The sequence below is a fragment of the Streptomyces sp. NPDC048415 genome, from assembly GCF_040651675.1.
Lineage (GTDB): Bacteria > Actinomycetota > Actinomycetes > Streptomycetales > Streptomycetaceae > Streptomyces.
Genome location: NZ_JBEZKJ010000001.1, coordinates 178,442 through 201,628, shown reverse-complemented (window position 1 = coordinate 201,628; position 23,187 = coordinate 178,442). Strand labels below are relative to the sequence as shown.

The following is a 23,187-nucleotide window of genomic DNA, read 5'->3' as shown; positions in this document are numbered from 1 at the left end:
CTCAGCTGGATCTCAGGGCCGCGCCAGCCGGAACTTGAACGATGAGCCCGAGACAGTACCCCGTCGCACTGATGGTGCGTCACCCCGTCATCAAAGGAGCCCGGTGTGATTGTCCTTGGCTACAACGGCTTTACCAACGGTGCCGACACGTTCGGGCGGCTGTACGGAGCGACCGGAATCGACCGGCACAGCATCCTGGGCCACGACGCGGCCGTCGCGCTGTCCGTGGACGGGGAGTTGGTGGCCGCCGTCGAGGAGGAGCGGCTGAACCGGGAGAAGAAGACCTCCGACTTTCCGGCGAACTCCCTGCGGTGGTGCCTGAACACCGCCGATGTGCGCCTGGACCAGGTCGATGTCATCGCGTTCCCCTGGTCGTTCTCCTCCGATGTCGTGAACGCGATGATCCAGGACATCAGCGGCAGCGGGCTGACCGTCGAGCAGAAGTTCGACCGGCTCAGGCGGTTCGGTGATCTTTACGGAGGGCTGGTGAGCAAGGAGGCGCTGCACTCCGATTTCAAGCAGCGCACCGGCTTCGACCTGCCGGCCGAGAAACTCGTCCCGGTGCCGCACCACTTGGCGCATCTGATGTGCGGCTACTACCTGTCCGGGGAGCGGGACGCGGCGTTCATGGTGAGCGACGGCCGTGCCGAGCGGCTCTCCGCCGTCATGGGCGAGGTGCGGGACGGGGAGGTCCGGCTCTTCGAGAAGTCGTCCATCAGTGTCAACCACTCCCTCGCCCTGCTCTTCGGCGAGATCACCCGCTACCTCGGTTTCATGCCCAACAACGACGAGTACAAGGTGATGGGCCTGGCGGCCTTCGCCCCGCCCCCGTCGGACAACCCCCTGCTCGAGCACGTGGTCGAACTGCACGAGGACGGCCGCTACAGCCTTGCCCTCGCCAACGACCCCAGCGGCACCCGCGGTTACTACCCCCTCCTGGACCGGCTCTTCGACGGCGACGAACGGCGCCGCGAGGAGACGGAGTTCCGCGCCACGGTGGCCGCCGCCGCGCAGCAGATGGTCGAGGTGGTCACCGCCCACCAGCTGCGCGCTCTGGAGGCAGGCACCGATCTGACCCGGCTGATCTACGAGGGCGGCCTCGCCCTCAACTGCGTGAACAACGCCAAGCTCCTGGAGAACTCCCGCTTCACCGACATCCATGTCAGCTTCGGCGCGAGCGACCCGGGCGTGGCCATCGGCGCCGCCGTCTACGCGGGCAGGCTCAAGGGACGATCCCGCCCGGGGACCGCCACCCCGTACCTCGGCCCGTCGTACGACGACGAGCAGATGCTCAGCGCGCTGCGCGAGCACGCCGACCGGGTCGAGTGGACCGAGCTCGACGAGGAGTCGGTGGCCGAGCAGACCGCCAAGCTGCTCAGCGAGAAGACCGTCATCGGCTGGTTCCAGGGCCGCGCCGAGTACGGCCCGCGAGCCCTGGGCAACCGCAGCATCCTTGCGAACCCCGGGTTCGCCGACATCAAGGACATCATCAACACCCGGGTCAAGCACCGGGAGCCGTTCCGACCCTTCGCGCCGGTCGTGCTGGAGTCCGAGGCGGAGCGGGTCTTCGAGATGGGCAAGAAGGCGTCATCGCCGTACATGACGTTCGTCTTCCCGGTGCGGCCCGAGTTCCGCGACGTCATTCCCGGCGCCACCCATGTCGACGGCACCTCCAGGGTGCAGACCGTCACCGCTGAGTCGAACCCGAAACTGGCCGAACTGCTGAGCCACTTCACCGAGTTGACCGGAGTTCCGTGCCTGGTGAACACCTCGTTCAATGTCGCCGGCGAGCCGATCGTCTGCTCGCCGACCGACGCGCTCGGCTGCTTCCTCCACACCGAGATCGACTATCTGGTCCTCGGGCGCTTCCTGGTCGTCAAGAAGTGACGAACGTCGAGATGGCGGACATGGCACAGCCGGAACAGATGGACCGTCAGCCGGTCGGTGCGCTGCTGAAGGCGGTGCTGTCCAGGCTGACCGGCGCGACCGGCCGCGCGGCGCCGCTGGAAGAGGCGTGCATCGCGTCCGTCGAATGCGCGCTGCAGCTCGTGGCGACCGCCGAGCGGGCCAGGCGGGCGCCGGACGACGAGGGGCTGGGCCAGGACGCGCGCGAGGCACTGGCCGCGGCCCGTGCCTCGGTCCTCGCCGCCACCTGCGCGGTCAGGTCCATCGAGGACCGACGGCGCGGCCTGTCCTGGCGCGAGACATGAGCGCGGCGGGCACGGCGGGCCGCGGCCAGGACCCCGGCGCCTCCCTCACCCGGCGGCTCGCCGGGTGGGCCGCGGGCCTGCGCCACCCGGACCTGCCCGAACGGATCGAGGCGTACGCGACCAGCCAGGTCATGTCACATCTCGCGGTGCTGCGCGCGAGCCTGGGACATCCCCTGGGGCGCAAACTGGTGCGGGCCTTCGGCACTCCGCTCGCGTCGGACCCCTGCCGGGCGGCGCAGGTGATGGCCGCGCTGTCCTCGTGCCTCTACTACGAGGACAGCATGTACGCCGGCCATGTCACGCACGCCTCCGTGGGGGTCCCGCTGGCCTTCCGGCGGGCCCAACGGCTTGACGGGCGCGCCCTGTTGACGGCGGTCGTCGCCGCGAACGAGTGTGCCGCCCGGGTCACCGCAGCCGGTGCGCTGGGACCGCTGCGCGGCCAAGGGACCTCTTACACCCAGCTCATGGGCGCCGTGGCGGCCCGGCTGCACGGCGCGGGGGCACCGGCCGAGCTGTGGACGGACGCCTGGGGCCTCGCCCTCGCGATGCCGCCGTGGCCGCTGCGGCGGGCGCTTCTCGGCAGCGAGGCCAAGGTCCTCTCGGCGGCGACCCCGGTGCGCACCGCGCTGGACGCCTGCGACGCGGCGGCCGCGGGCCTGCGGGGCGCGGACGACATCCTCGAGCACCCGGGCGGCCTGCTGGCCAAGTTCTCCCACGTGCCCTCGCCCGAGGCGGTCACGGCCGGACTCGGCACGCGCTGGCACACCGAGACACTGACCTTCAAGATGCACCCGGCCGGTGCGTACGTGGACGCGGCCGTCGACTGTGCCGCACAGTTGCACACCCAGCTCTCCCCGGAAGACATCCGCGACATCGAGGAGATCGTGGTCTCGGCGGCCCGGCTCACCATCGCCATGGACCAGGAGGGCGCCCCGTACGTCGACCGGGAACGCTCGGCGATCATGGCGCTCAACGTCTCCGTCGCGTACAACGTCGCGACCGCCCTGACCACCGGCTCCGTCGTCCCCGCCGACCTGGCGGAACCGGCGACCGCGGACCCCGTGCGTTGGTCCCTCGTGGACCGGGTGCGACTGGAGTACGACCCCGGGCTCAGCCGCCAAGTCCTGCGTGCCACCGCCCCGTTGGGCGAGGCACTGCGGCAGGCCGGGGAACGCGGCAGGCAGTGGCTCGCGGACTTCATGGGGGACGGCCCGGCGGCGGCAGCCGATGCCGGGGGAGCGCCGAGCACCACATTCCAGGAGGCCGACAAGGCGGTGGGCGCCCGGTTGCGCGTCACCCTGCGCGAAGGCCGGGTGCTCACCGCCTCGTGCGAGCGGCCGAGAGGGTCGGCCGGCCCCCGGACCAGGGACACGCACCGCGAACTCGTCCGGGACAAGCTCGCGTTGTCCGGAACGTCCGCCGAAGTGGTGGACGCCCTGGAGGATCTCGCCTCGCTGGACGCACCAAAGGTCGACGCCCTCGTGAGCAGAGCACTGTCCGAACCGCTGCCCACCTCCCAGCCACTCCTCGAGTCCGGCGTGTCTCACGGCTCCTGAGCGGCCGGGACAACGCCCGTCTTCCGTGCAGCACACGGGAGTCGAAAGAAAGGGGTACCGCACGATGTCCGATCATGCGCCCAGGTTCACCTATCCCACGAAGCGGACCGACCCGCTGGTGCCTCCCGACGAGTACGCGCGGGCGCTGCGGGAGGAGCCGGTGTGCCCGATCACCCTGGCCACCGGCGACCCCGCCTGGTTCGTGGCCCGCCACGAGGACGTCCGGACCGCGCTGTCGGACCGGCGGTTCAGCAGGGAGGCACTGTTCCGCCCCGGTGCCGCCCGCGCGCAGGTGGTCGAGCCCGATCCGAACAGCATGCTCACCATGGATCCCCCGCGGCACACCCGCCTGCGCAGGCTGGCCAACCGGGCCTTCAGTCCACAGCGCGTGGAGCGGCTGCGGCCGTACGTCGAGGAGGTCGCGGCGGATCTGCTCGACGCCATGGAGGCCGGTCCGCCCGAGGTCGATCTCGCCGAGGTGTACGCGCGTCCGCTGGCGTTGCGTGTGATCTGCCGGACCCTCGGGGTGCCGTTCGAGGACTATGGCAAGTTCGGCGCCTGGTCGGACCGGTTCATGTCGCTCACCAAGTACCCGCCCGAGGAGATCAACCAGGCCAACGAGGACATGCGGGCCTACTTCGCCCGGCTGATCGGACTCCGCCGCGAGGAACCCGGCGACGACCTGATCAGCGCCCTGGTGCGGATCCACGACGAGGAGGGGGAGCCTTCCGAGTCCGAGATCGTCGGCCTGGGCGCGCTGCTGCTGCTCGCGGGGCACGACACCACGGTGACGGTGCTGTGCGGCGGGACAGCCACCCTGCTCGGCAACCCCGACCAGCTCGCGCTCCTGCGCGAGAACCCCGCGCTCTACCCCGACGCCGTCGAAGAGGTGGTGCGCCTCAACGGCCCCGGCGGGGGGACCTCCATCCGGATCACGACCAGCGACGTGAAGCTGGGCGGCACGGTCATCCCCGAGGGCTCGGCGGTCCTCGCCTCGGTCGGCACGGCCAGCCGGGACCCCGAGGTGTACCCGGAGCCCGACCGCTGCCTGATACAGCGGGACAACCGCACGCAGGTGGCCTTCGGCCAGGGCCCGCACTTCTGCATCGGCGCGGGCCTCGCCCGGGCCGAACTGGCCATCAGCCTGCGCGCCCTGTTCGACCGGTTCCCCCGGCTGCGGCTCGCGGTGCCGACCGAGAAGCTGCGCTGGAAGGACTTCGCCGCCCTCGGGGGCTGGGAAGAGCTTCCCGCCGCCTGGGACTGATCGCGCCATGCCCCCGCCTCGATCCGGACCCTCGTCTCCGCCCGCCGCCGCGTTCTTCGACGTCGACGAGACGCTGATCTCGGTCAACAGCATGTCCCGGTTCCTGCGCCACCACTTCAAGGTCTCCGGCCGGCCGCGCGCCGCCTTCGACGACGCCGTGCGGGGGTTACGGGCCCTCGCGGCGCGCGGCGCGCCCCGGGCCGCGGTGGCCCGCGCGTACTACCGCCATTACGCGGGCAGCGACGACCGGGAGCTGGCCGCCCAGGGCCGCGCCTGGTTCGCCGCCGAACTGAGCGGCGGCGAACTGTTCCTGAGGGACAGTGTGGCGGCGCTGCGGGAACACCGGCGCAGGGGCGAGACGGTCGTCCTGGTCTCGGGGTCCTTCGCCCCGTGCCTGGACCCCATCGCGGAGCGGCTCGGCGTCGACGCGGTGCTCTGCGCGCGGCCCGAGACGGCCGGCGGAGTCCACACCGGCAGGCTCGACGTCACGATGATCGGCGAGGAGAAGGCCGTCGCGGTGCGCGCCCTGCTCCAGGAGCGCGGCATCCGCGGTGACCGCTGTCACGCGTACGGTGACCACGCCTCCGACCTGCCGATGCTGCGCGCCGTGGGCCATCCCGTGGTGGTCGGCGCGGACCCGGTGCTGGCCCGGTACGCCGAGGCCGGAAGCTGGCGGCGGCTGCCCGGGGCTGCCCTCTCCTGACCCGCACGGCCGGGGCACGGGCGGTTTCCGGCCGTCGTACCGCGCCCCGGTGACCTTGTCGAAAACCTGCCAGCGCACGGCTCCGATCCTTGTGAGAGTAAAGGCTGTCCATCGGTACGACGAAGGGCTGAAGACTCATGGACCGGAGTCCGGATTCGGCTGCCGAGCAGCCGAATTACCCGGTGGTGGTGACGCTTGCAGCGGGCGCCATCTTCCTTTCGATCCTCGACGCCACCGTGGCGAATCTCGCGGTGACGGACATGCACGACAGCTTCCCCAGCGCCTCGGTGACCGACCTGACCTGGGTCATCTCGCTGTACGCCATCATGTTCGCCTCGTTTCTGGCACCCGCGGGACGCCTCGCGGACGTGCTGGGGCGACGCCGGCTCTACATCGTCGGCATGGGCCTGTTCACCGTCACCTCGCTGTTGTGCGCCGTGGCGCCCGGCCTTCCCACGTTGCTGGCCGCCCGCGCCCTGCAGGGCCTGGGGGCCGCGGCCATGATTCCGGCGTCCCTCGCCGTGGTCCTCGCCGATGTGGCGCCGCAGCGCAGGGCGGCCGCGATCGGGCTGTGGAGCGCCGCCGCGTCCGCCGCGGCGGCGGCCGGGCCGAGCCTCGGCGGGATCCTCATCGACACGGTCGGCTGGCGCTCCGTGTTCTTCATCAACGTCCCCCTCGGCATCGCACTGCTCGTCGGGATCAGGGCGGTACGCGGATCGGCACGGACGGGGCAGGGCCTTCCCGATGTGCTGGGCACCGCGCTCCTCGCGGCGGGCACCGGGCTCGTCGTGCTCGGGGTCACCCAGGGCCCGGAGTGGAACTGGGACGACCCGCGCGTGCTCGGCTGTATCGCCGGCGGCCTGGTCGTGCTGGCGCTGGCACTGGTACGGGCACGGCGGCACCCCCGCCCCGCCCTGCAGACCAGGCTGTGGCGCAGCAGGGTCTTCGCCCTGGCCAATCTCGTCTCCTTCTTCTTCGGCGCGGCGCTGTACGCGTGGCTCCTCGTCGGGGCCCTCTTCCTGGTGGACGTCTGGCATTACTCGCGGATCTCGGCGGGTCTGTCCATGAGCCCCGGGGCGCTGCTGTCCGCGGTGGTCGCGGCTCTGGTCGGCCGGTCCCTCAGCAGGCGCAGCCCGCATCTGGTGGTGTTCTGCGGCGCGATGACCCTGGTGGGGGCCGGACTGTGGCTGGCGCTGACGCTCTCCTCGCAGGCCGCCCTGTGGAGCATGTGGTTCCCGGTCGGACTGCTGGCCGGTGCCGGGATCGGCGCTGTCAGCACCGGGGTGTCCAGCGCGGCGGCGCTGTCCGTGGAGCCGGTGGACTTCGCCGGCGCCACCGGACTCAACATGGCGGTACGCCAGATCGGCGGCGCCCTCGGTATCGCGGCACTGGCAGCGATCCTGCCCGCCCAGACCTCCTCCCAGCCGGCCCCGTACAGCCATGTGGTGTTCTTCAGTTGTGCCACCGCGGCCGTCGCGGGCCTGCTCAGCCTCGGCCTCTCCCCGCGACGCGGTCGCCCGAAGCCGGACGCCGCGCAGGCCGCGGTGCCGGCGGCCGTCGCCACTGAGGCCGTCAGCGGCAAGGGAGCGGAGCTGTGACGGCGCGGGAGGCGACATCGACCGGGCGGGAATGGGCCGTTGAGGAACGCGTCGTCGTGAACGCCCCGGCGGAGCGGGTCTACGCCGCGGTCGCCGGCATCCGGCGAATGGGCCGGTGGAGCCCCGAGTGCTGGGCCGTCGTCTCCCGGCGCGCGGTCCCTCGTGCGGGCGACCGCTTCGTGGGGTTCAACCGCAGGGGCAGATCGGTGTGGTTCACGTCCTGCCGGGTGGTACGCGCCGAACCTGACGAGGAGTTCGCCTTCCGGGTCACCTCCTTCGGTCTGCCCATCGCCCTGTGGGGCTACCGCGTGGAACCGCGGGCGGACGGTGTGGAGCTCGTCGAGTACTGGGAGGACCTGCGTCGCGGGCGCGGCGCGAAGGCCGCGGAGTTCCTCGGCAGGATTTTCACCGGGACGCCGCCCGCGGAGCGCGCGGGCGTCAACCGCGCCAATATGCGCACCACTTTGCACCGGATCAGACTCGTCGTCGAGCAGCAAGGAGACCTTCGGTGAGCTCCCTCTCCGCCGTGCGCAAGGCACGGAACCTCCGGGACGCACAGCGGGCCGGCCGAACGACGAGCACGAGTATCACGTGGGCCCGTGACAGCCGGCATCCGACAGCGGCTCGGCGCATCTCGCGTCCCGTACCCCCGCCCGTCACTGCCCGCCTCCAGCCGGGCTGCGCGCGAGCGCCGAAGAGGTGGCCGACACCGTGAACGTCCTCTTCGTTCCCGCGCTGCCGGACCTCGTCGAGCTGCGGGGCCCGGCCGGTGACGCTCCGCGGCGCGGCAACGTCATGCCGGTGGGGGGCGCGGCGTGGGCCCGCACGATCGTGACCGGGACGGCGTTCGCCCCAGGGCGCCGACAAACCGGCGGGCGTGCCGCCGAGCCGCTGGAGCGGCGGAGACACACATCCCTCGACAGGGGCATGAGCCACGAGGACATGAACAATCCGCTGACCTGAGCGGCCTTCCCGCGCCCCGCACGCCCGCCGCCCACACCCCCCTGTGGCCGGGGCCACGGGCCGGGCCCGTTCGACGCCCGCGACCCGGGCTGCTGATTTCCCCCCGTCAGGAGACCACCGTGAATGGCACCTCCCTGCACAAAAGCTCCGACTCCGACCGCGACACCCGCAGCGAGGAGCCCACATCCCTCGTCGGCGCACCCTGGCGGCGGTTCATCGTCCTGGGCGACAGCGGCGCCAAGGGCCTGGGATCCGCTCGCGGGGGTTCCGGCTGTGTGCCGTGGGCGGACCGCGTGGCCGAGGTATTGCGGGCGACCCAGCCGGACCTGGCGTACCTCAACCTGGGGCGGCGCGGTCACTCGGCGGCCCAGGTCCGGGCCAAGCAGCTGACCAAGGCGCTGGCCTTCCGGGGTGACCTGGCCGCGGTCGTGGCCGGCGGTCACGAGGCACTGCGTGACCCCTTCGACGTCGACGCCACCGAGGCGGAGCTGGACAGGATCGTCGGCCCGCTCCGGGATTCCGGGGCCGATGTGATCACCCTGGGCCTGTACAGCCCGCGCCTGTTGGCTCCGGTGGCCGAGGAGCACAGGAGCGGGCTGCCGCAGCGGCTGCGACTTCTGGCGGATCGCACCCGTGAACTCGCCCTGCGGCACGGCGCGTTCCACGTCGACGTGACGCGTGAACGGGACGGCCGGCGGACCGACGCCGGTGACCGTGCCATCGCCGCCGCGGTCATCCGCCGCCTGGCGACGCATCTCGAAGTGACGGAAGCCGCCGCGTAGCCGCCGTGGTTCCGGCCCTGGTCACCCGGGCCGGAACCACCGGCGGTCCCTCTCCGATCCCGATCCGGCCGAATGGTGAGCGCTCATGTCCGAGTCAGTCATTCTCGCGGGAGCGTGCACGCCCAGTGGAGACCTCTTCGCAGGGCTGGGGGCACTGTCCTCCGTCACCCTCGGGGCGCTCATCATCGAGGGCGCGCTCGACCGGGCCGGTATCTGTGCCGCCGATGTCGACTACGTGATCACGGGGCAGGAGCAGGCTCGCCAGGCGGCGCAACGGGCCTGCATTCCCGACTGGGTCCCGGCGATCTCCGTGAGCAGGACCCGCCTCAGCGGTCTCAACGTCATCGCACTGGCGGACCAGCTCATCCGCGGGGGGCAGCGCGACGTGGTCGTAGTAGGCGGTGTGGACCTGGGGGACGACGCCCGTCCCGCGCAGGGGACGCTCAGCGGGCGGAGGCCGGAAGGTGCGGTGCTGGACGCGATGGTGGGTGGGAGCGTCGCAAGACGTGACATCGCCGCGCACTTCGGTCCGACCGCGGCGCCGGGACTCCCTCGTCGTGCGGACTGCGCGGTGGCCATCGTCCTCATGCGACGCGCGAAGGCCGAACGCCTCGGGCTGCCCTGGCTTGCCGGGGTGGGCGCCCACAGCACGGTGGTGACCTCTGCCGGATCGTCGTACGCACAAGCCGTCCGTGCCATTCGTCAGGCGCTGCGCGAGGTGCCCGCGACACCGAAGGACCTCCGCCTCGTCGAAGTGCGCAAGACGCTCCCCGTGAACGGCACGGACCGCACCCCCGTCCCGCTGTCCGCCGCGGGCCATGCCTTCGACACCACGGGAATGCGCATGGTGCTGCGCCTGGCACAGGCCCTCAAACGGCGGGGACGGGGGATGGGAGCCGCGAGCATGTGGGGAGACCATCCGGCCGAGGCGGTCATTGTCTGTTCCCACGCCTTCTAGCCAGAGGCGGTGCCCGGCGTCTCGCGCCGGGCCCGGCGGACCGGAACCATGTATCTCATGTCCCGGTGTCTGCCCGCTGAAGCGTGCGTTTCAGCGGACTACCAGTGTGCCCTGCGAGATTGCGAGCACCACTGCCGATGGCCGGACGGATTCACATGGGAACTTCTATTGGGGAAGCCGTAGACGACAACGATTTCAGCGGGAAAGTATCCGAACTCCGGGAAATCCGGGAGCAGCTGGAGCTGGGCTTTGACGAGCGGGCGACTCGGGCACAGCGGGCCAAAGGAAAGCTCACGGTACGCGAGCGCATCGACGCGTTCCTCGACCCGGGGACATTCACCGAGATCGAAGCGCTGCGCAGACACCGCGTGACGGGCTTCGGAATGGAAGAAAAACGGCCGCACACGGACGGCGTCATCACCGGCTGGGGAAAGGTGCACGGCCGCAAGGTCTTCGTGTACGCCCATGACTTCCGCATTTTCGGCGGGGCCCTGGGTGAGGCGAACGCGGAGAAGATCCACAAGCTGATGGACCTGGCCGTGGCCACTGGAGCCCCGCTGGTGAGTCTCAACGACGGTGCCGGCGCGCGGATTCAGGAAGGCGTCTCGGCGCTGGCCGGATACGGTGGCATCTTTCGGAGGAACACGCGCAACTCCGGCGTCATCCCCCAGATCAGCGTGATGCTCGGCCCCTGCGCCGGCGGTGCCGCGTACTCGCCGGCACTGACCGATTTCGTCTTCATGGTGCGTGGCACATCGCAGATGTTCATCACGGGACCGGACGTCGTCCAGGCTGTCACCGGAGCTACGGTCACGCACAACGAGCTCGGGGGCGCCGATGTGCACGCCGCGACCTCGGGGGTCGCGACCCTCTCCTACGACGACGAGGAGACGTGTCTGGAGGACGTCCGTTTCCTGCTGACGCTGCTCCCCTCGAACAACCATGAGCCGCCCCCGTGGGAGCCGACCGCCGACCCTTCGGATCGCGGGACGGACAGGCTCCAGGAGCTGGTCCCCACTGACCCCAGCCGCTCGTACGACATGCGCGCGGTGATCGGCGAAATCGTCGACGACGGGGAGTACTTCGAGGTCCAGCCCGCCTGGGCCACCAACGTCATCTGTGCTCTGGCCCGCCTGGACGGCCATGTCGTCGGCGTGGTCGGCAATCAGCCGGCGGTCATGGCAGGGGTGCTCGACATTCACGCGAGCGAGAAGGCGGCCCGGTTCGTGCAGTTCTGCGATGCCTTCAGTATCCCGTTGGTGACCCTGGTCGACGTGCCGGGCTTTCTGCCGGGGGTCGACCAAGAGCACCAGGGAATCATCCGGCACGGCGCCAAGCTCCTGTACGCCTACTGCAACGCCACTGTCCCGAGGGTCCAGTTGATCCTGCGCAAGGCCTACGGCGGTGCGTACATCGTGATGGACTCCCGGTCCATCGGGGCCGACGTCTCGCTGGCCTGGCCGACGAATGAGATCGCTGTCATGGGCGCCGAGGGTGCCACGAATGTGATCTACCGCCGCGAGATCGCCGCGGCCGCGGACCCCGGGGCCCTGCGGACCCAGAAGATCAAGGAATACCAGGGCGAACTGATGCACCCGTATTACGCCGCGGAACGAGGTCTTGTCGATGATGTCATCGACCCAGCGGAAACACGGTCGGTGTTGATCCGCTCTCTGGAGATGCTCCGCACCAAGCACGCGCCGCTGCCTTCGCGCAAGCACGGGAACCCGCCGGCATGACCGTACACAGCGGTTGATCCTCGCGTTCTGCGTCCCGTGCGGTGCCGGTCCGGCAGCCGCCGCGTCGCTCCTGGCGTCGCAAGCATCGAGACCATCTGTCTCTCGGCCATCGCGGTCGCGAGGAGCGCCCATACGGAGATGACCTGGGGGCGCCCCGTTTCCCAGCGATCAACGGGCGGGCCGCCTCAATTAGGTTGAGGGGTTTTCCGCCATGATCGGTTGAACCGTGAAGGAAATAGTCGCCGTGGTGCGGTTGAATCGGGAAGAATGGGTTCCCTACCTTCCCGACTGGAGGCGGATGAGCGTTCTTATCTGTCGTGTCGCGTTGGTGGAGAGGACGAAACCTCTCCTTCACCCGCCAGTAGCCTTCATCTACCAGTAGGCCTCGGAGGAGCGCAAGCCCCGCGGCCCGTTCGATGGCGTCGGGCGCATCGCCCGGCACCCGGATTCGCACTTATCACTACGTCAGGCTGCCGACACATCGGAGAGACGGGGGATTCGTATGCAGATCAGGCTTCTTGGACCACTGCAAGTGATCGAGGAGAACGTTCCCATCGACATACCAGGAGAGAAGCTCAGGACCATCACGGCGGCCCTGGCTCTCACGCCCGGCACCCCGGTGCTGGCCGTCGACCTGCTGGACGAACTCTGGGGAGATCGTCTCCCGAAGACCGCGGAAAACTCTCTGCAGTCGCACATCGCACGACTGCGCCGCATACTCGCCAAACAGACCGGTAAGCCAAGTAGCCGCAACCTCATTCGCACGTCGCACTCCGGGTACTTACTTGACGTCGATCCCGACGACGTCGACGCGCTGTGGTTCACCCATGCCGTGGACGTGGCGAGCCGGTATGTGGACGAGGATTCCGAACGCGTCGTCAAGCTGCTCAACGAGGCCTTCTCCGTATGGCGCGGTCCCGCTCTGCTGGACGCGGGGAACGGCATGACCTGCCGCATCGCCTATGCCCGTCTGGAGGAAACCAAGCTCATCGGCCGGGAGTTGTTCATCGAGGCGCACCTGAAACTCGGCAGGCACCAGCAGGTGATCCCCGAACTCGAACAGCTCCTCGCTCAGCATCCCCTGCGGGAACGATTCTGTGAGCAGTTGATGACCGCCTTGTACCGCTCCGGCCGGCAGGCGGATGCCATCAGCACCTACCGACGGGTTCAGCACAACCTCTCCGCGGAACTGGGGATCGACCCCGGGCCGGGAATGCGGAAGAAGTTCAAGGAGGTACTTCAGCAGGAGGAGAATCTGCTGTTGTGAAAGGGGAGCTGACCGCCGCGAGAGGCCGACTCGAATGGACGGTCGTGCGAGGCCGGTTCACATGGACGGCCGTGCGAGGCCGGCTCAGATGGACGACCGGGCGAGGCCGGCTCAAATGGATTTAGTCACCCGTAGGATGTGCCACACAGCACGCAGGCTCGCCCCGCCCTCGAAGGCGAGATACTCCGGCAGCACCAGCTGCGGGCCCCATTTCTCCTTGTACGCCAGCTGACTGGCGGCCGGGTAGACGGCCTCGCCTCTCTCCGCGAGGAGTCGCAGGAACTTTGCCGTCAGGGCGCTGCTCGGCGCCAGCTCATGGGACGGGTCGAGCCCCGTGAAGGGTGTGAAGCCGAAGTGCAGCCACTCGGCCTGTTCCCCAGAAAATGCCTCCATGGCGGTGGCGTTGGTGGCCTCCATCACTCCGGGCCCGGCGTCCGGGAGGCGGCGGCTGAGGTCGTGCAGCCAGCCGGAGCGGGATCCGTATGCGGGGGAGTAGGAGATATAGGCCACCGGCCGGCCCTCGACCGTCCCCAGGAACAGTCGCCGGTTCCCCTGCACCGGGCCGCCGATCTCTCCGACCAGGAACTCGATCTCCTTGACGTGCCTGCCCTTGCCGCGCAGCCAGGCCGAGTCGATCTTCTCGATGCTGTCACGGTGCTCCTCGAACGAGACCTCCTGGATCTCCAGGCCACTGCGCCTGGCCCGGGAGATCTTGTTGCGCAGCTTCACGAAACGTGAGCCGCGCAGGGTGAATTCGGGGAGATGTACGGCATAGGAGCTACCCACCTGGTTGACGGTGAATCCCTCCGCCGCGTACAACTCCGCATCCCCTCGCTGCAGTTGAATGCCGACGATCCTGCGCTTCCGGTCGCGGGCATATTTCTTGAATTCTCGAAGAACCACCGCCTGGCGGTCCTGAGGCCCGAACACGCCACCGAACTGCACGAAGAATCGGCCCGCCTCCCGGTAGGCGACGAGTTCACCGCCATCGCTGATGAACACCTCGTTCTCGGCGTTCAGCGCCAGGAACGCGCTCGGGTTCTCCGCATACTTCTGAACGGCAGTCAGTGCGGCCTGAACGGTCTCTGCGCTCTCCCGCGAAATATCTGAAACTTGGCTCATGTGTCGCACACTCCCGATCGACCGACCAAAGCTTCGCGCAACGTATCCAAAGCCTGCTGAATTCGGCTGATGCTGCGGTGTCAGCGGACTTTCAGTCGCCTCTCAGACGGCCCTGTAAGGATCGCCGACGTGGCCTCGAGCGGCCGTCTGGTCCGGTTGCACACTGAAGGAGTGAGCGTGGGCAGTACGCAGTTGTCCCGTACGATTTCACGGCGCCAGCTTCAGCACGGCATGCGTCAGGTTCCCGCGCGCCTGCGCACCTATCAGTCCTTTGTCAACGCACAAGAAGTACCCGGCGACGATTGGGTCTACGTACTCAACGCGGATTCCTTACTCGACGACGTTTTCGCCAGCCTCACTCTCAAACGGAAACTGGAGCAGGGGCGCATCGCACCGGACGACCTGCCGGCGACCGTCGTCGGACGCGTCGCCAAGGCCGACCGCGCCACCGTGGAGCGGGCCGTCGATGCCGCGGCCGAGGCCGCCCCCGCCTGGGGCGCCGTGCACCCGCACACTCGCATCGACACCGTGGGCCGGCTTCTGCACACGCGCCTCGCCGAACACGCCGAGGACATCGCCGCCATCCTGGTCCAGGAGGGTCACCCGCTGGCCCTGGCCCGCTGGCAGGTGTCCGGGATGCTGGAGTGCTTCGGCCCGGAGTCGATCAGCTTCTACCGCTCCCAGATGCTCCAGGAGTTCCACCGCGGCGAGCGCCGCCTCCAGGTGCGCAGGCAGCCCGACGGGGTGGTCTGCCTCAACCCCCCGCAGAACGCGCCCCTTTCCAGCGCCCTCCTCGGTGTGACGGCCCTCATGGGCGGCAACGCACTGGTGGTGCGGGCCCCGCGCAGCGCGCCGCTCGGAGTCATGTACGTCATGCAGGAGATCGTGGCACCTGTCCTTGCGGAGGTCGGCGCCCCGCCCGGGACGCTGAACGTCGTGTGCGGCGACCCGGCGCCGATGCTCAGCTGCTGGCTGGCGCATCCCGCGGTGGACGACATCATCTACTTCGGCAGCAGCGACAACGGCCTGAAGTTCGAGGCGCGGTGCATCGAGGCGGGCAAGAAGCCGATCCTGGAACTGGCCGGCAACGACATCGTCACCGTGTGGAAGGACGCCGACGTCGAACTCGCGGCCGAGGCCCTCACCGAGAGCTTCTACGGCTCCGGACAGCTGTGCATGATCCCCAATCAGGTGCTCGTGCACCCCGACGTGGCGGACGCGCTCGTGGAGTGCCTGATCCGGCAGATCGGCCACATACGTCCGGGCCATCCGTGGGAACCCGACGTGCTGCTGACGCCCGTACTGCGCAACGAGAAGTTCTTCCACTGCCTCCAGGACGCCCGTGACAAGGGCGCCGAGGTGGTCTGCGGTGGCCACGCCATGCAGCTCGACGAGACCCGCGACCCCAACGGCATCTTCCTCGAACCGACCGTGATCGTGGTGCGCGGCGTCGAGGGGGCGCGCGAGCTCGAGGCCGTACGGCACGAGACCTTCTTCCCGCTGCTGCCCCTCGTCATCGCCGAACCGGCCCCGGACGCCGAGCTGTTGGAGACGTTCATCCAGTTCGTGAACTCCAACCACTACGGGCTGCGCAACTCGCTGTGGGCCGAGGAGCCCCAGGTCGTCGACGAGTTCGTCACCCGCGTCCGCACGGGCGGCCTGTTCAAGGTGAACGACTCGCACATCGGCTTCCTGCCCTATCTGCCCACGCACGGCGGGACCGGCCTGACCGGCGGCGTCTTCGGCGAGGCCAACTACCCCATCCTGCGGACCTCCCACCTCCAAGGCGTGAGCATCAGCTCGGGATCCCGGCCCCGGGACGCGGTCTTCGGGGCCTGGCAGAACCTGATCAACGAGCGCCCCTGAAGCAGTCGTTCGCACAAAGACGTTCACAAGGAGACGACGTCATGCGCTCATTGAACACGGACCGGCGCACCTGTGAGGAGTTTCTCCCAGGACTTCTGGGTGAGCTCGGGAAGGTTGCGCTGGCCGATCTGGAGAAGCCGGGCAGCCCGGCCATCGACCTCTTCCGCGCTCACGGAGGCCCGGGCCTGGTCATCCCCAAGACCTACTCGGGAAGCGGGGCCACGCCGCTGCAGGCGGTGGCCGTCACCCGCGCGCTGGCCGCCTCCGCGCCCTCCCTCGCGGTGGCCACCACCATGCACCACTTCTCCGTGGCCACGCTGTTCTCGCTCGCCGACAGCCTGCAGAGCGGCGGCGTGGAGTGGGCGCTGCTGGAGGGGATAGTCGAACAGCGGCTCCTGGTCGCGTCCGGTTTCGCGGAGGGACGCCCCGGCCGCGGCATCCTCAGCCCGACGGTCGAGGCAAGGCCCGCCGAGAAGGGCTACTACATCAACGGGTCCAAGAAGCCGTGCAGCCTCTCGCGGTCCATGGACCTGCTCACCGCGAGCGCTGCCCTGCCGAACGCGGACGGCACCAGCGACATGGCGGTACTGCTGGTGCCCCGGCAGGTGGAGGGCCTGACCGTGGAGCCGTTCTGGTCGAGCTGGGCCCTGGCCGGGGCCGAGAGCGACGAGGTGCGGCTCAGCGATGTCTTCGTCGACGAGCAGCAGGTGATGCGCACGGAACTCGGCGAGGCGGGCGAGCTGGACGAACTCCAGACGGTCGGCTTCATCTGGTTCGAACTGCTCATCACCGCCTCGTACGTCGGAATGGCGGGCGCCCTGGTCGAACGCGTCCTCGAGCGTGGCCGCGGCACCAACACCGAACGGTCCGAGCTCCTCACCCGCTACGAGACGGCCTCCCTCCTCACCGAGGGCACGGCCCGCATGATCATGGACGAGGCGGTGGGCAACGAGGGCCTCGGGCGGGCCCTGGTGGCACGGTACGGGGCACAGGACGCGATCCGCGAGGTCGTGGGCCGCGCCGTGGAGCTGCTCGGAGGGATGGCCTTCATCGGCTCGGGCGACATCGCCTATCTGGCGGCCGCCTCGCACGGCCTGTCCTTCCACCCGCCGTCCCGCTCCAGCTTCACCGATCCCTTCCTCGACCACGCCGACGGCCGGCCGCTGCGTCTGGCATGAGGAGCGTCATGACCACTCGCACACCTGCGACGACCCCCGGCCGTGAAGAGATCGGCCGCCTGTACCGGACGCGCCTGAGCAAGGGGCGTGCCACCCTCGGTGAACTGCTCGGGGGCGAACTGGAGACGGAGTCCCAGGGCGCCTGGGTGACCACCGCGACGGGCCGACGGCTGCTCAACTGCGGTGGCTACGGTGTCCTCCTGATGGGCGCGCGGCACCCCACCGTCGTACGCCGTGTCACCGAGCAGCTGCACCGCAACCCGGTGGCCACCCGCGTCCTCCTCGAACCCCAGGCAGCGCTGGCCGCCGACGCACTAGTGGCCAAGGCCCCTGCGGGACTCGACCGCGTGCACTTCGCCTGCTCGGGCGCAGAGGCCGTGGAGACGGCCATCAAGATCGCGCGCACCAGGGGCAAGGACCGGCTGATCGCTGCCCACGGTGGCTACCACGGCAAGACCATGGGCGCGCTCAGCCTCACCGGCAAGGAGCTGTTCCAGGGGCCGTTCCGCCCGCTGCTTCCCGGTACCAGCCATGTGCCGTACGGCGACGCCGAGGCGTTGGCGGAGCAGCTCGAGGCGGCCTCCGGCCGTGCCTGTGTGGTGATCGAGCCGGTCCAGGGCGAGGCGGGTGTGGTCCTCCCACCGCCCGGCTACCTCAGGACGGTCCAGGAGCTGTGCCGCGCCCACGACGCGCTCTTCGTGCTCGACGAGATCCAGACCGGACTCGGCCGCCTCGGCGCCTGGTGGGGCGCGGACGAGGAGGGGCTGACCCCGGACGTGCTGCTGACCGGCAAGGGCCTGGGCGGCGGCGTCATGCCCGTCTCCGCGGTCATCGCGACCTCGGAGGCGTTCCGCGCCTTCGACAAGGACCCGTATCTGCACACCTCGACCTTCTCCGGCATGCCCCTGGCGATGGCCGCCGTGCGCGGTGCGCTCGAGGCCATCGAGGAGGAGGACCTGGTGAGCCGGGCCCGCGACCTCGGTGTCGAAATCCTCGACGGGATCAGCCGGATCGCGAAGGAGCACTTCGGTGATCTGGTACGGGAGGTACGGGGCCGGGGGCTGCTCCTCGGCGTCGAGTTCGCCGAGCCGGGACCGGCCGGCGACCTGCTGGTCGAGCTGATCCAGCAGGGCCTGGTGGCGAACCACTCGCTCAACTCCCACCTGGTGCTGCGCTTCACCCCGCCCGCCGTCCTCAGCCCCTCGGAGGTGCGGTTCCTCCTTGCGGCGTTCGACCGTGCCTGCCGCGCGCAGGCAGCCCGCTATGTCCCGACTCTCGAAGGTGGCGCCGCCCATGCGCAGCGTTGACGTGACTATCGGCGTGCCCGGTATCGCCGCGGACGCGGTGTACGACCGGGTGAAGGAGTTCGCCCGCTATCCCGATCTCGCACCGGTGGTGCGCTCGGTCACTGTTCATGACATCAGCGAGGTGGAGGAGACCAGCGACTGGGAGGTGTACTTCCGCAACGGCATCCTGCGCTGGACCGAGTCCGACCACTTCGACCGGCAGGCACTCACCATCACCTTCACCCAACTCGACGGGGACTTCGAGTCGTTCGACGGCACCTGGCGGATCTTCGTGGCGGGGGAGGAGGTGCGGGTCGGCTTCCGCGCGGATTTCGACTTCGGCATCCCCAGCCTCGCGGGAATCCTGGAACCGGTCGCCGAGCGGGTCATCAAGGAGACCATCGCCCGGGTGGTGCTCGGCCTGTTCGCCTCGGGGTCGGTGGTGGGCGACGAGGCGCTGGCCCGCGCCGTCGCCACCGGGCCGGCGCAGCCGATGGCTCCCGTCTCCGCGGGGCAGGCCGGCTGATGGACACCAAGAACCTGTTCATGACCCCCGTGACCGCTCGGCTCGTCCGGGCGGAGTACGGGCTCGGCCTCGTCGTCGCCACGGTGCTCTTCTTCGCCCACCTCACAGAGGTGCGGTGGCTGCCCGCCGTGGCACTGTTTCTCTACATCGACCTGATCGGCTACATCCCGGGGGCGATTCAGTACCGGCGCCACAAAGGACAGCTCCCCAAGGTCTATTACGTCCTGTACAACGTCATGCACTCCATGGTCACCCAGGGGCTCGTGACCCTGGGGTGGATCTGGCTGTTCGGCTTCGAGTGGGCGCTGCTCGCGCTGCCGATCCACCTCTTCGGCGACAGGGCGCTGTTCGGCAACTACCTCAAGCCGTTCGGGCTGCACTTCGAACCGGAGACACACCAGGCGTACCGCCGCTTCCGCAGCGAATTCGAGGCCGCGGACACGGCCGCCGACCGTGACCCCGAGAGCCTGGGCTCGCTGTCATGGCCTTAGCCACCCGACGCTCACCCTCGACAGCCCCGGCGCGAGCCGATGCCGCCATCGTCACCGCGATGCGCCACTTCGTCACCGGCGTGGCGGTGCTCACCTGCGGCGTGGGGGACGACGCCGAGGGCGTGACGGTAAGTACCTTCAGCACCGTCCCGGGAGACCCCCCGATGGCCTGCGTGGCGCTGCGAAGCGGTAGCCGGGGCCTGCGTGCCATGGTGAACAGCCGGGTCTTCGTCGCCAACGGCCTCGCGGCGGAACAGGAGCCGCTGGCCCGGCACTTCGCCCGCCGCACCCGTCCCAGCGGCCTGGGGCAGCTGCCCCCGGAGGCCTGGCTCGGCGACCCCGCCGACGAGGTGCCCCGGCTGAGCGGCGCGGTGGCGTGGCTGGAGTGTCGGCCGGAGCTCACGGTGCCGCTCAGCGATCACGAGCTGGTGGTCGCGCGTGTCGTTTCGGCGGTCCACGTCGGCGGCACCCCGCTGGTCAATTTCGCCGACGAGCTGCACACCGGCCCGTCCACGCCCACCTTCCGCCCCGCGGAAAGGGATTGAAAGGGATCCTCATGACGACATCGACGCCCGCGACGACGGCGACAACCGCGACAACCCCGACGCCCGCGACGACCGCGACGACCGCGACGACGGACGTTCCCAGCGAAGCCGACTGGGACCAGGCTCCCTCGCTCCTGGACGGTGCGGAGAGCCTCGAACTCACGCCGGCCATCTGCAATCTGCGGTACTGGCTCAACGCCGTTCCGCACGGAACACTGCGCGGAAACGTCCTCGGCCACGCGGCGAACGTGCGACCACTGGACGTGGTCAGGGTGCCCGGCCCGCTCAACAGCGCGCTCACCCAGGAGCTCGCCTACCGCTCCGTCGCCGAGGAGAAGGCCACCCGGGCCATCGGCTACCTGACGGCGCTGGCACCGGACAACGACAGCATGGAGTTCTACGCCACCCAGCTGATCGACGAGGCCCGGCACGCCATGGTGTTCCGCAGTCATCTGCTCGAACTCGGCGTACCGCAGGATGAGTTGTTCGCCACCGTGGGCCGCCTCGCGGCCACCGATCAGGAGCAGATCCTCGTCCCCCTGGAGAACCTCGGGCTGCGGGTGCTGCGCGACGAGCGTGACTTCATCGGCGGCGTCCTGGTCCTGACGGTCCTGGTCGAGGGCGTACTTGCGCCGGCCGCCGAGCTGAGCGAGCGCAAGTGGCGGGTCTTCGACCCGGCGGCCGCCGACATCGAACGGGGCGCCGGAATCGACGAGATCCGGCATCTGACGGTCGGCAGCGCCATCGTCCGGGATCACCTGCGCGAGAACCCGCAGGACAAGGAGCGACTGCTGGAGCTGATCCAGGAGGGCTACGCGCTGTGGGACAAGCTGCCGACCACGCAGCAGCTGATGCGCCGTGAGGAGCTCTTCCAGCAGGGCGTCGAGCGGCACGGGGACCTGCTCGGCGACTACGAGATCTGGCCGGGCCGCCGTCTGGCGGACACCACCGCGCAGGAGCGTCTGGAGACCGGGCACGAGTGGGCCGCGCGCATGCAGCGGACCAGGCTCGCCTACATGGGTCTCGAGGAGGCGGTATGAGCGCCCTGGACAGGACACCCGGCCCGTCGGCCGCGGCGACGGAGGGCACCGCCACTTTGCAGGAGGTCACCCAACTGGTGCGGCAGGCCGGTCTCATGGACTCCCAGCCCGTCTACTACACGTTCAAGATCCTCACGAATCTGCTGCTCCTCGCGGCCGGCTGGACCCTGTTCGCGCTGCTCGGCGACAGCTGGTGGCAGCTGGCCGTGGCCGTCTTCCTCGCGGTGTGCTTCGGCCAGACGGACCTGGTCGGGCACGACGCGGGCCACCGCCAGATCTTCCGTACCCGACGGGCCGGCGACGTGATCGGCTACACCCACGGCAATCTGCTCACGGGAGTCAGCTTCGGCTGGTGGGTCGGCCACCACACCAAACACCACAACTATCCCAACCACCTCTCGCTGGACCCGGACATCCTCCGCCGACAGGTGATCTTCGACGCCAAGGACCGGACGAAGCGCACCGGATCCGCCGGCCGGTTCATCGTGCGGCACCAGGCGTGGATGTTCTACGTACTGATCCTGATGGAAGGGCTGCGACTGCACGCGTCCGGCTACGTGGCGGCGCGCAAAGGTGCCCTGAAGCGCTACGTGGCCCTCGACCTCAGCCTGCTGACGCTGCATCTGGCGGCCTACCTGACCGTGGTCTTCACGGTCCTCTCGCCCGGCATCGCGGTCGCCTTCATCGTCGTCCACCAGGCCCTCTTCGGCTTCTACATGGGGCTGATGTTCGCGCCCAACCACAAGGGGCTGCCCGTGCGCGACGGAGAGGAGGAACAGCTGGACTGGCTCACGCGGCAGGTGGTCACCTCGCGCAATCTGGTGCCCAACCGGATCACGGACTTCTTCTACGGCGGCCTCAACTACCAGATCGAGCACCATCTGTTCCCGTCCATGCCCCGCAGGAACCTGCGCCGCGCCCAGCCACTGGTGAAGGACTATCTGGTGCGCAACGGCCTGCCGTACGCCGAGGAGCGGCTGCTGCGGTCCTACCTGAACGTGGCCGACTACCTCGGCGAGGTCAGCCAGGAGGTGGCCACGCTGGAGCGCGACGCGTCGGTCCAGGGAGCACGGTGAGTGCCGACGCCGCGGTGCTGTGCGGCCTCGGCACCTGGCTTCCGCCGCACGCCGTCACCAATGACGACCTGGCACAGGAACTGGACACGTCGGACGAATGGATTCGCAGCCGTACGGGAATCGGTACGCGCCATGTCGCCGACCCGTCCACGGCCACCTCGGACCTCGCGGTGGAGGCCGGCCGGCGCGCGCTGAAGTCCGCGGGGCGTGAGGCCGTCGACGCCGTCGTGCTGGCCACCACCACACCGGACCACCCCTGCCCGGCCACGGCACCGCTGGTGGCGGCCCAGCTCGGCCTCGGCACCGTGGCGGCCTTCGACGTGGGAGCGGTCTGCACCGGCTTCCTGTACGCCCTGGCCGCCGGCGCCGGGCTGATCGCCGCGGGCACGGCGGACAGCGTGCTGGTCATCGGCGCGGACATGTACTCCAGCATCCTCGACCCGGCCGACCGCTCGACCCGCGCCATCTTCGGCGACGGTGCCGGAGCGGTGGTGCTGCGGTCCGGTGACGCCGATGAGCCCGGCGCCCTGGGCACGCCCGTGCTCGGCAGCGACGGCACCGGCAGCGACCTCATCATCGTCCGCGCGGGCGGCTCGCGCGAACCGCTGCGCACCCTCGCCGCCGGCCACGGGGACCCGTACTTCCGTATGGCGGGCAAGGCCGTCTTCCGCAACGCCGTGGAGCGCATGGCCGACGCGTCGCTGACCGCGGCGCGGCGGGCCGGCTGGGAAGTGGACGACATCGACCGGCTCGTCGCGCACCAGGCAAACCTGCGGATCCTGCACGCGGTCGCGGGCCGGATGCGGTTGCCGCGCCACCGGTTCCCCGTCCATCTCGACCAGGTCGGCAACACCGCGGCCGCCTCCATCCCGCTGGCCCTGTCGCACGCCGTGGCCACGGGCCAGCTGGCACCCGGTCACCGCACCGTCCTCACGGCCTTCGGCGGCGGCCTCACCTGGGGCGCCTGCGCCGTCCGCTGGCCCGCGGTCACCCCCGTGTGAGCACCATCGCCCCTCT

22 protein-coding genes and 1 pseudogene are annotated in these 23,187 nt (G+C 69.7%); 22 read left to right on the top strand and 1 reads right to left on the bottom strand.

What is annotated here, in order from left to right; genetic code table 11:
* Positions 1–41: 41 nt before the first annotated feature.
* The 13 genes and pseudogenes from AB0D27_RS00895 to AB0D27_RS00835 form a co-directional block, all read left to right on the top strand.
* Positions 42–131: pseudogene (locus AB0D27_RS00895) on the top strand (hypothetical protein); the annotation flags it as partial.
* Positions 106–1,887: a carbamoyltransferase C-terminal domain-containing protein gene (locus AB0D27_RS00890; RefSeq protein WP_362500791.1), complete on the top strand. Its 1,782-nt coding sequence runs from the start codon at positions 106–108 to the stop codon at positions 1,885–1,887. The pseudogene AB0D27_RS00895 and the gene AB0D27_RS00890, both read left to right, overlap by 26 nt.
* A 20-nt stretch (positions 1,888–1,907) precedes the next feature.
* Entirely contained in the window at positions 1,908–2,210 is a 303-nt protein-coding gene (locus tag AB0D27_RS00885; protein WP_362500790.1) for a hypothetical protein, read from the top strand.
* Positions 2,207–3,766 carry an MmgE/PrpD family protein gene (locus AB0D27_RS00880; RefSeq protein ID WP_362500789.1) on the top strand — a complete coding sequence of 520 codons (1,560 nt, stop codon included), beginning with the start codon at positions 2,207–2,209 and terminating at the stop codon, positions 3,764–3,766. Before AB0D27_RS00885 ends, AB0D27_RS00880 begins: the two co-directional genes overlap by 4 nt.
* 64 nt (positions 3,767–3,830) lie before the next feature.
* On the top strand, positions 3,831–5,030 hold the full coding sequence (locus tag AB0D27_RS00875; protein ID WP_362500788.1) for a cytochrome P450: 1,200 nt from the start codon (positions 3,831–3,833) through the stop codon (positions 5,028–5,030).
* A gap of 7 nt (positions 5,031–5,037) precedes the next feature.
* Entirely contained in the window at positions 5,038–5,733 is a 696-nt protein-coding gene (locus AB0D27_RS00870) for an HAD family hydrolase (protein ID WP_362500787.1), read from the top strand.
* A 188-nt stretch (positions 5,734–5,921) separates the two neighbouring features.
* Positions 5,922–7,331 carry an MFS transporter gene (locus tag AB0D27_RS00865; protein WP_362500786.1) on the top strand — a complete coding sequence of 470 codons (1,410 nt, stop codon included), beginning with the start codon at positions 5,922–5,924 and terminating at the stop codon, positions 7,329–7,331.
* Complete coding sequence (locus AB0D27_RS00860) at positions 7,328–7,843, top strand: SRPBCC family protein (RefSeq protein WP_362500785.1); 516 nt, start codon at positions 7,328–7,330, stop codon at positions 7,841–7,843. Before AB0D27_RS00865 ends, AB0D27_RS00860 begins: the two co-directional genes overlap by 4 nt.
* Positions 7,844–8,030: 187 nt before the next feature.
* Positions 8,031–8,294: a hypothetical protein gene (locus AB0D27_RS00855; RefSeq protein ID WP_362500784.1), complete on the top strand. Its 264-nt coding sequence runs from the start codon at positions 8,031–8,033 to the stop codon at positions 8,292–8,294.
* 119 nt (positions 8,295–8,413) lie between these two features.
* Positions 8,414–9,076 carry an SGNH/GDSL hydrolase family protein gene (locus tag AB0D27_RS00850; protein WP_362500783.1) on the top strand — a complete coding sequence of 221 codons (663 nt, stop codon included), beginning with the start codon at positions 8,414–8,416 and terminating at the stop codon, positions 9,074–9,076.
* A gap of 85 nt (positions 9,077–9,161) precedes the next feature.
* Positions 9,162–10,034 (top strand): hypothetical protein, encoded by an 873-nt coding sequence (locus AB0D27_RS00845; protein ID WP_362500782.1) that lies wholly within the window; start codon positions 9,162–9,164, stop codon positions 10,032–10,034.
* Between the two features lie 155 nt (positions 10,035–10,189).
* Positions 10,190–11,773, top strand: coding sequence for an acyl-CoA carboxylase subunit beta (locus AB0D27_RS00840; protein ID WP_362500781.1), 1,584 nt, complete (start codon positions 10,190–10,192; stop codon positions 11,771–11,773).
* Positions 11,774–12,275: 502 nt separating this feature from the next.
* Complete coding sequence (locus AB0D27_RS00835; RefSeq protein WP_362500780.1) at positions 12,276–13,040, top strand: AfsR/SARP family transcriptional regulator; 765 nt, start codon at positions 12,276–12,278, stop codon at positions 13,038–13,040.
* Positions 13,041–13,151: 111 nt separating this feature from the next.
* Here the strand turns inward: AB0D27_RS00835 and AB0D27_RS00830 are convergent, their stop codons facing one another.
* Positions 13,152–14,162, bottom strand: a complete 1,011-nt coding sequence (locus AB0D27_RS00830) for a DUF2156 domain-containing protein (protein WP_362500779.1) — start codon at positions 14,160–14,162, stop codon at positions 13,152–13,154.
* Between the two features lie 231 nt (positions 14,163–14,393).
* Here AB0D27_RS00830 and AB0D27_RS00825 point away from each other — a divergent pair, with 231 nt between their 5' ends.
* From AB0D27_RS00825 to AB0D27_RS00785, 9 genes are read left to right on the top strand one after another with little or no spacing between them, the layout of a single operon-like run.
* A complete protein-coding gene (locus AB0D27_RS00825; protein ID WP_362500923.1) occupies positions 14,394–16,028 on the top strand; it encodes an aldehyde dehydrogenase in 1,635 nt (544 codons plus the stop codon).
* Positions 16,029–16,069: 41 nt separating this feature from the next.
* Entirely contained in the window at positions 16,070–17,206 is a 1,137-nt protein-coding gene (locus AB0D27_RS00820) for an acyl-CoA dehydrogenase family protein (RefSeq protein WP_362500778.1), read from the top strand.
* 8 nt (positions 17,207–17,214) lie between these two features.
* Positions 17,215–18,513 carry an aminotransferase class III-fold pyridoxal phosphate-dependent enzyme gene (locus AB0D27_RS00815; protein WP_362500777.1) on the top strand — a complete coding sequence of 433 codons (1,299 nt, stop codon included), beginning with the start codon at positions 17,215–17,217 and terminating at the stop codon, positions 18,511–18,513.
* The gene (locus tag AB0D27_RS00810; RefSeq protein WP_362500776.1) at positions 18,500–19,018 is read left to right on the top strand and encodes an SRPBCC family protein; all 519 of its coding nucleotides are present in this window, start codon (positions 18,500–18,502) and stop codon (positions 19,016–19,018) included. Before AB0D27_RS00815 ends, AB0D27_RS00810 begins: the two co-directional genes overlap by 14 nt.
* A complete protein-coding gene (locus AB0D27_RS00805) occupies positions 19,018–19,509 on the top strand; it encodes a hypothetical protein (protein WP_362500775.1) in 492 nt (163 codons plus the stop codon). Before AB0D27_RS00810 ends, AB0D27_RS00805 begins: the two co-directional genes overlap by 1 nt.
* A 59-nt stretch (positions 19,510–19,568) precedes the next feature.
* The gene (locus AB0D27_RS00800) at positions 19,569–20,054 is read left to right on the top strand and encodes a flavin reductase family protein (RefSeq protein ID WP_362500774.1); all 486 of its coding nucleotides are present in this window, start codon (positions 19,569–19,571) and stop codon (positions 20,052–20,054) included.
* 11 nt (positions 20,055–20,065) lie between these two features.
* Complete coding sequence (locus AB0D27_RS00795; RefSeq protein ID WP_362500773.1) at positions 20,066–21,094, top strand: VlmB-like protein; 1,029 nt, start codon at positions 20,066–20,068, stop codon at positions 21,092–21,094.
* Positions 21,091–22,170, top strand: coding sequence for an acyl-CoA desaturase (locus AB0D27_RS00790; RefSeq protein ID WP_362500772.1), 1,080 nt, complete (start codon positions 21,091–21,093; stop codon positions 22,168–22,170). Before AB0D27_RS00795 ends, AB0D27_RS00790 begins: the two co-directional genes overlap by 4 nt.
* Positions 22,167–23,171 carry a beta-ketoacyl-ACP synthase III gene (locus AB0D27_RS00785; RefSeq protein WP_362500771.1) on the top strand — a complete coding sequence of 335 codons (1,005 nt, stop codon included), beginning with the start codon at positions 22,167–22,169 and terminating at the stop codon, positions 23,169–23,171. The genes AB0D27_RS00790 and AB0D27_RS00785 overlap by 4 nt, the downstream gene beginning before the upstream one ends.
* Positions 23,172–23,187 lie beyond the last annotated feature (16 nt).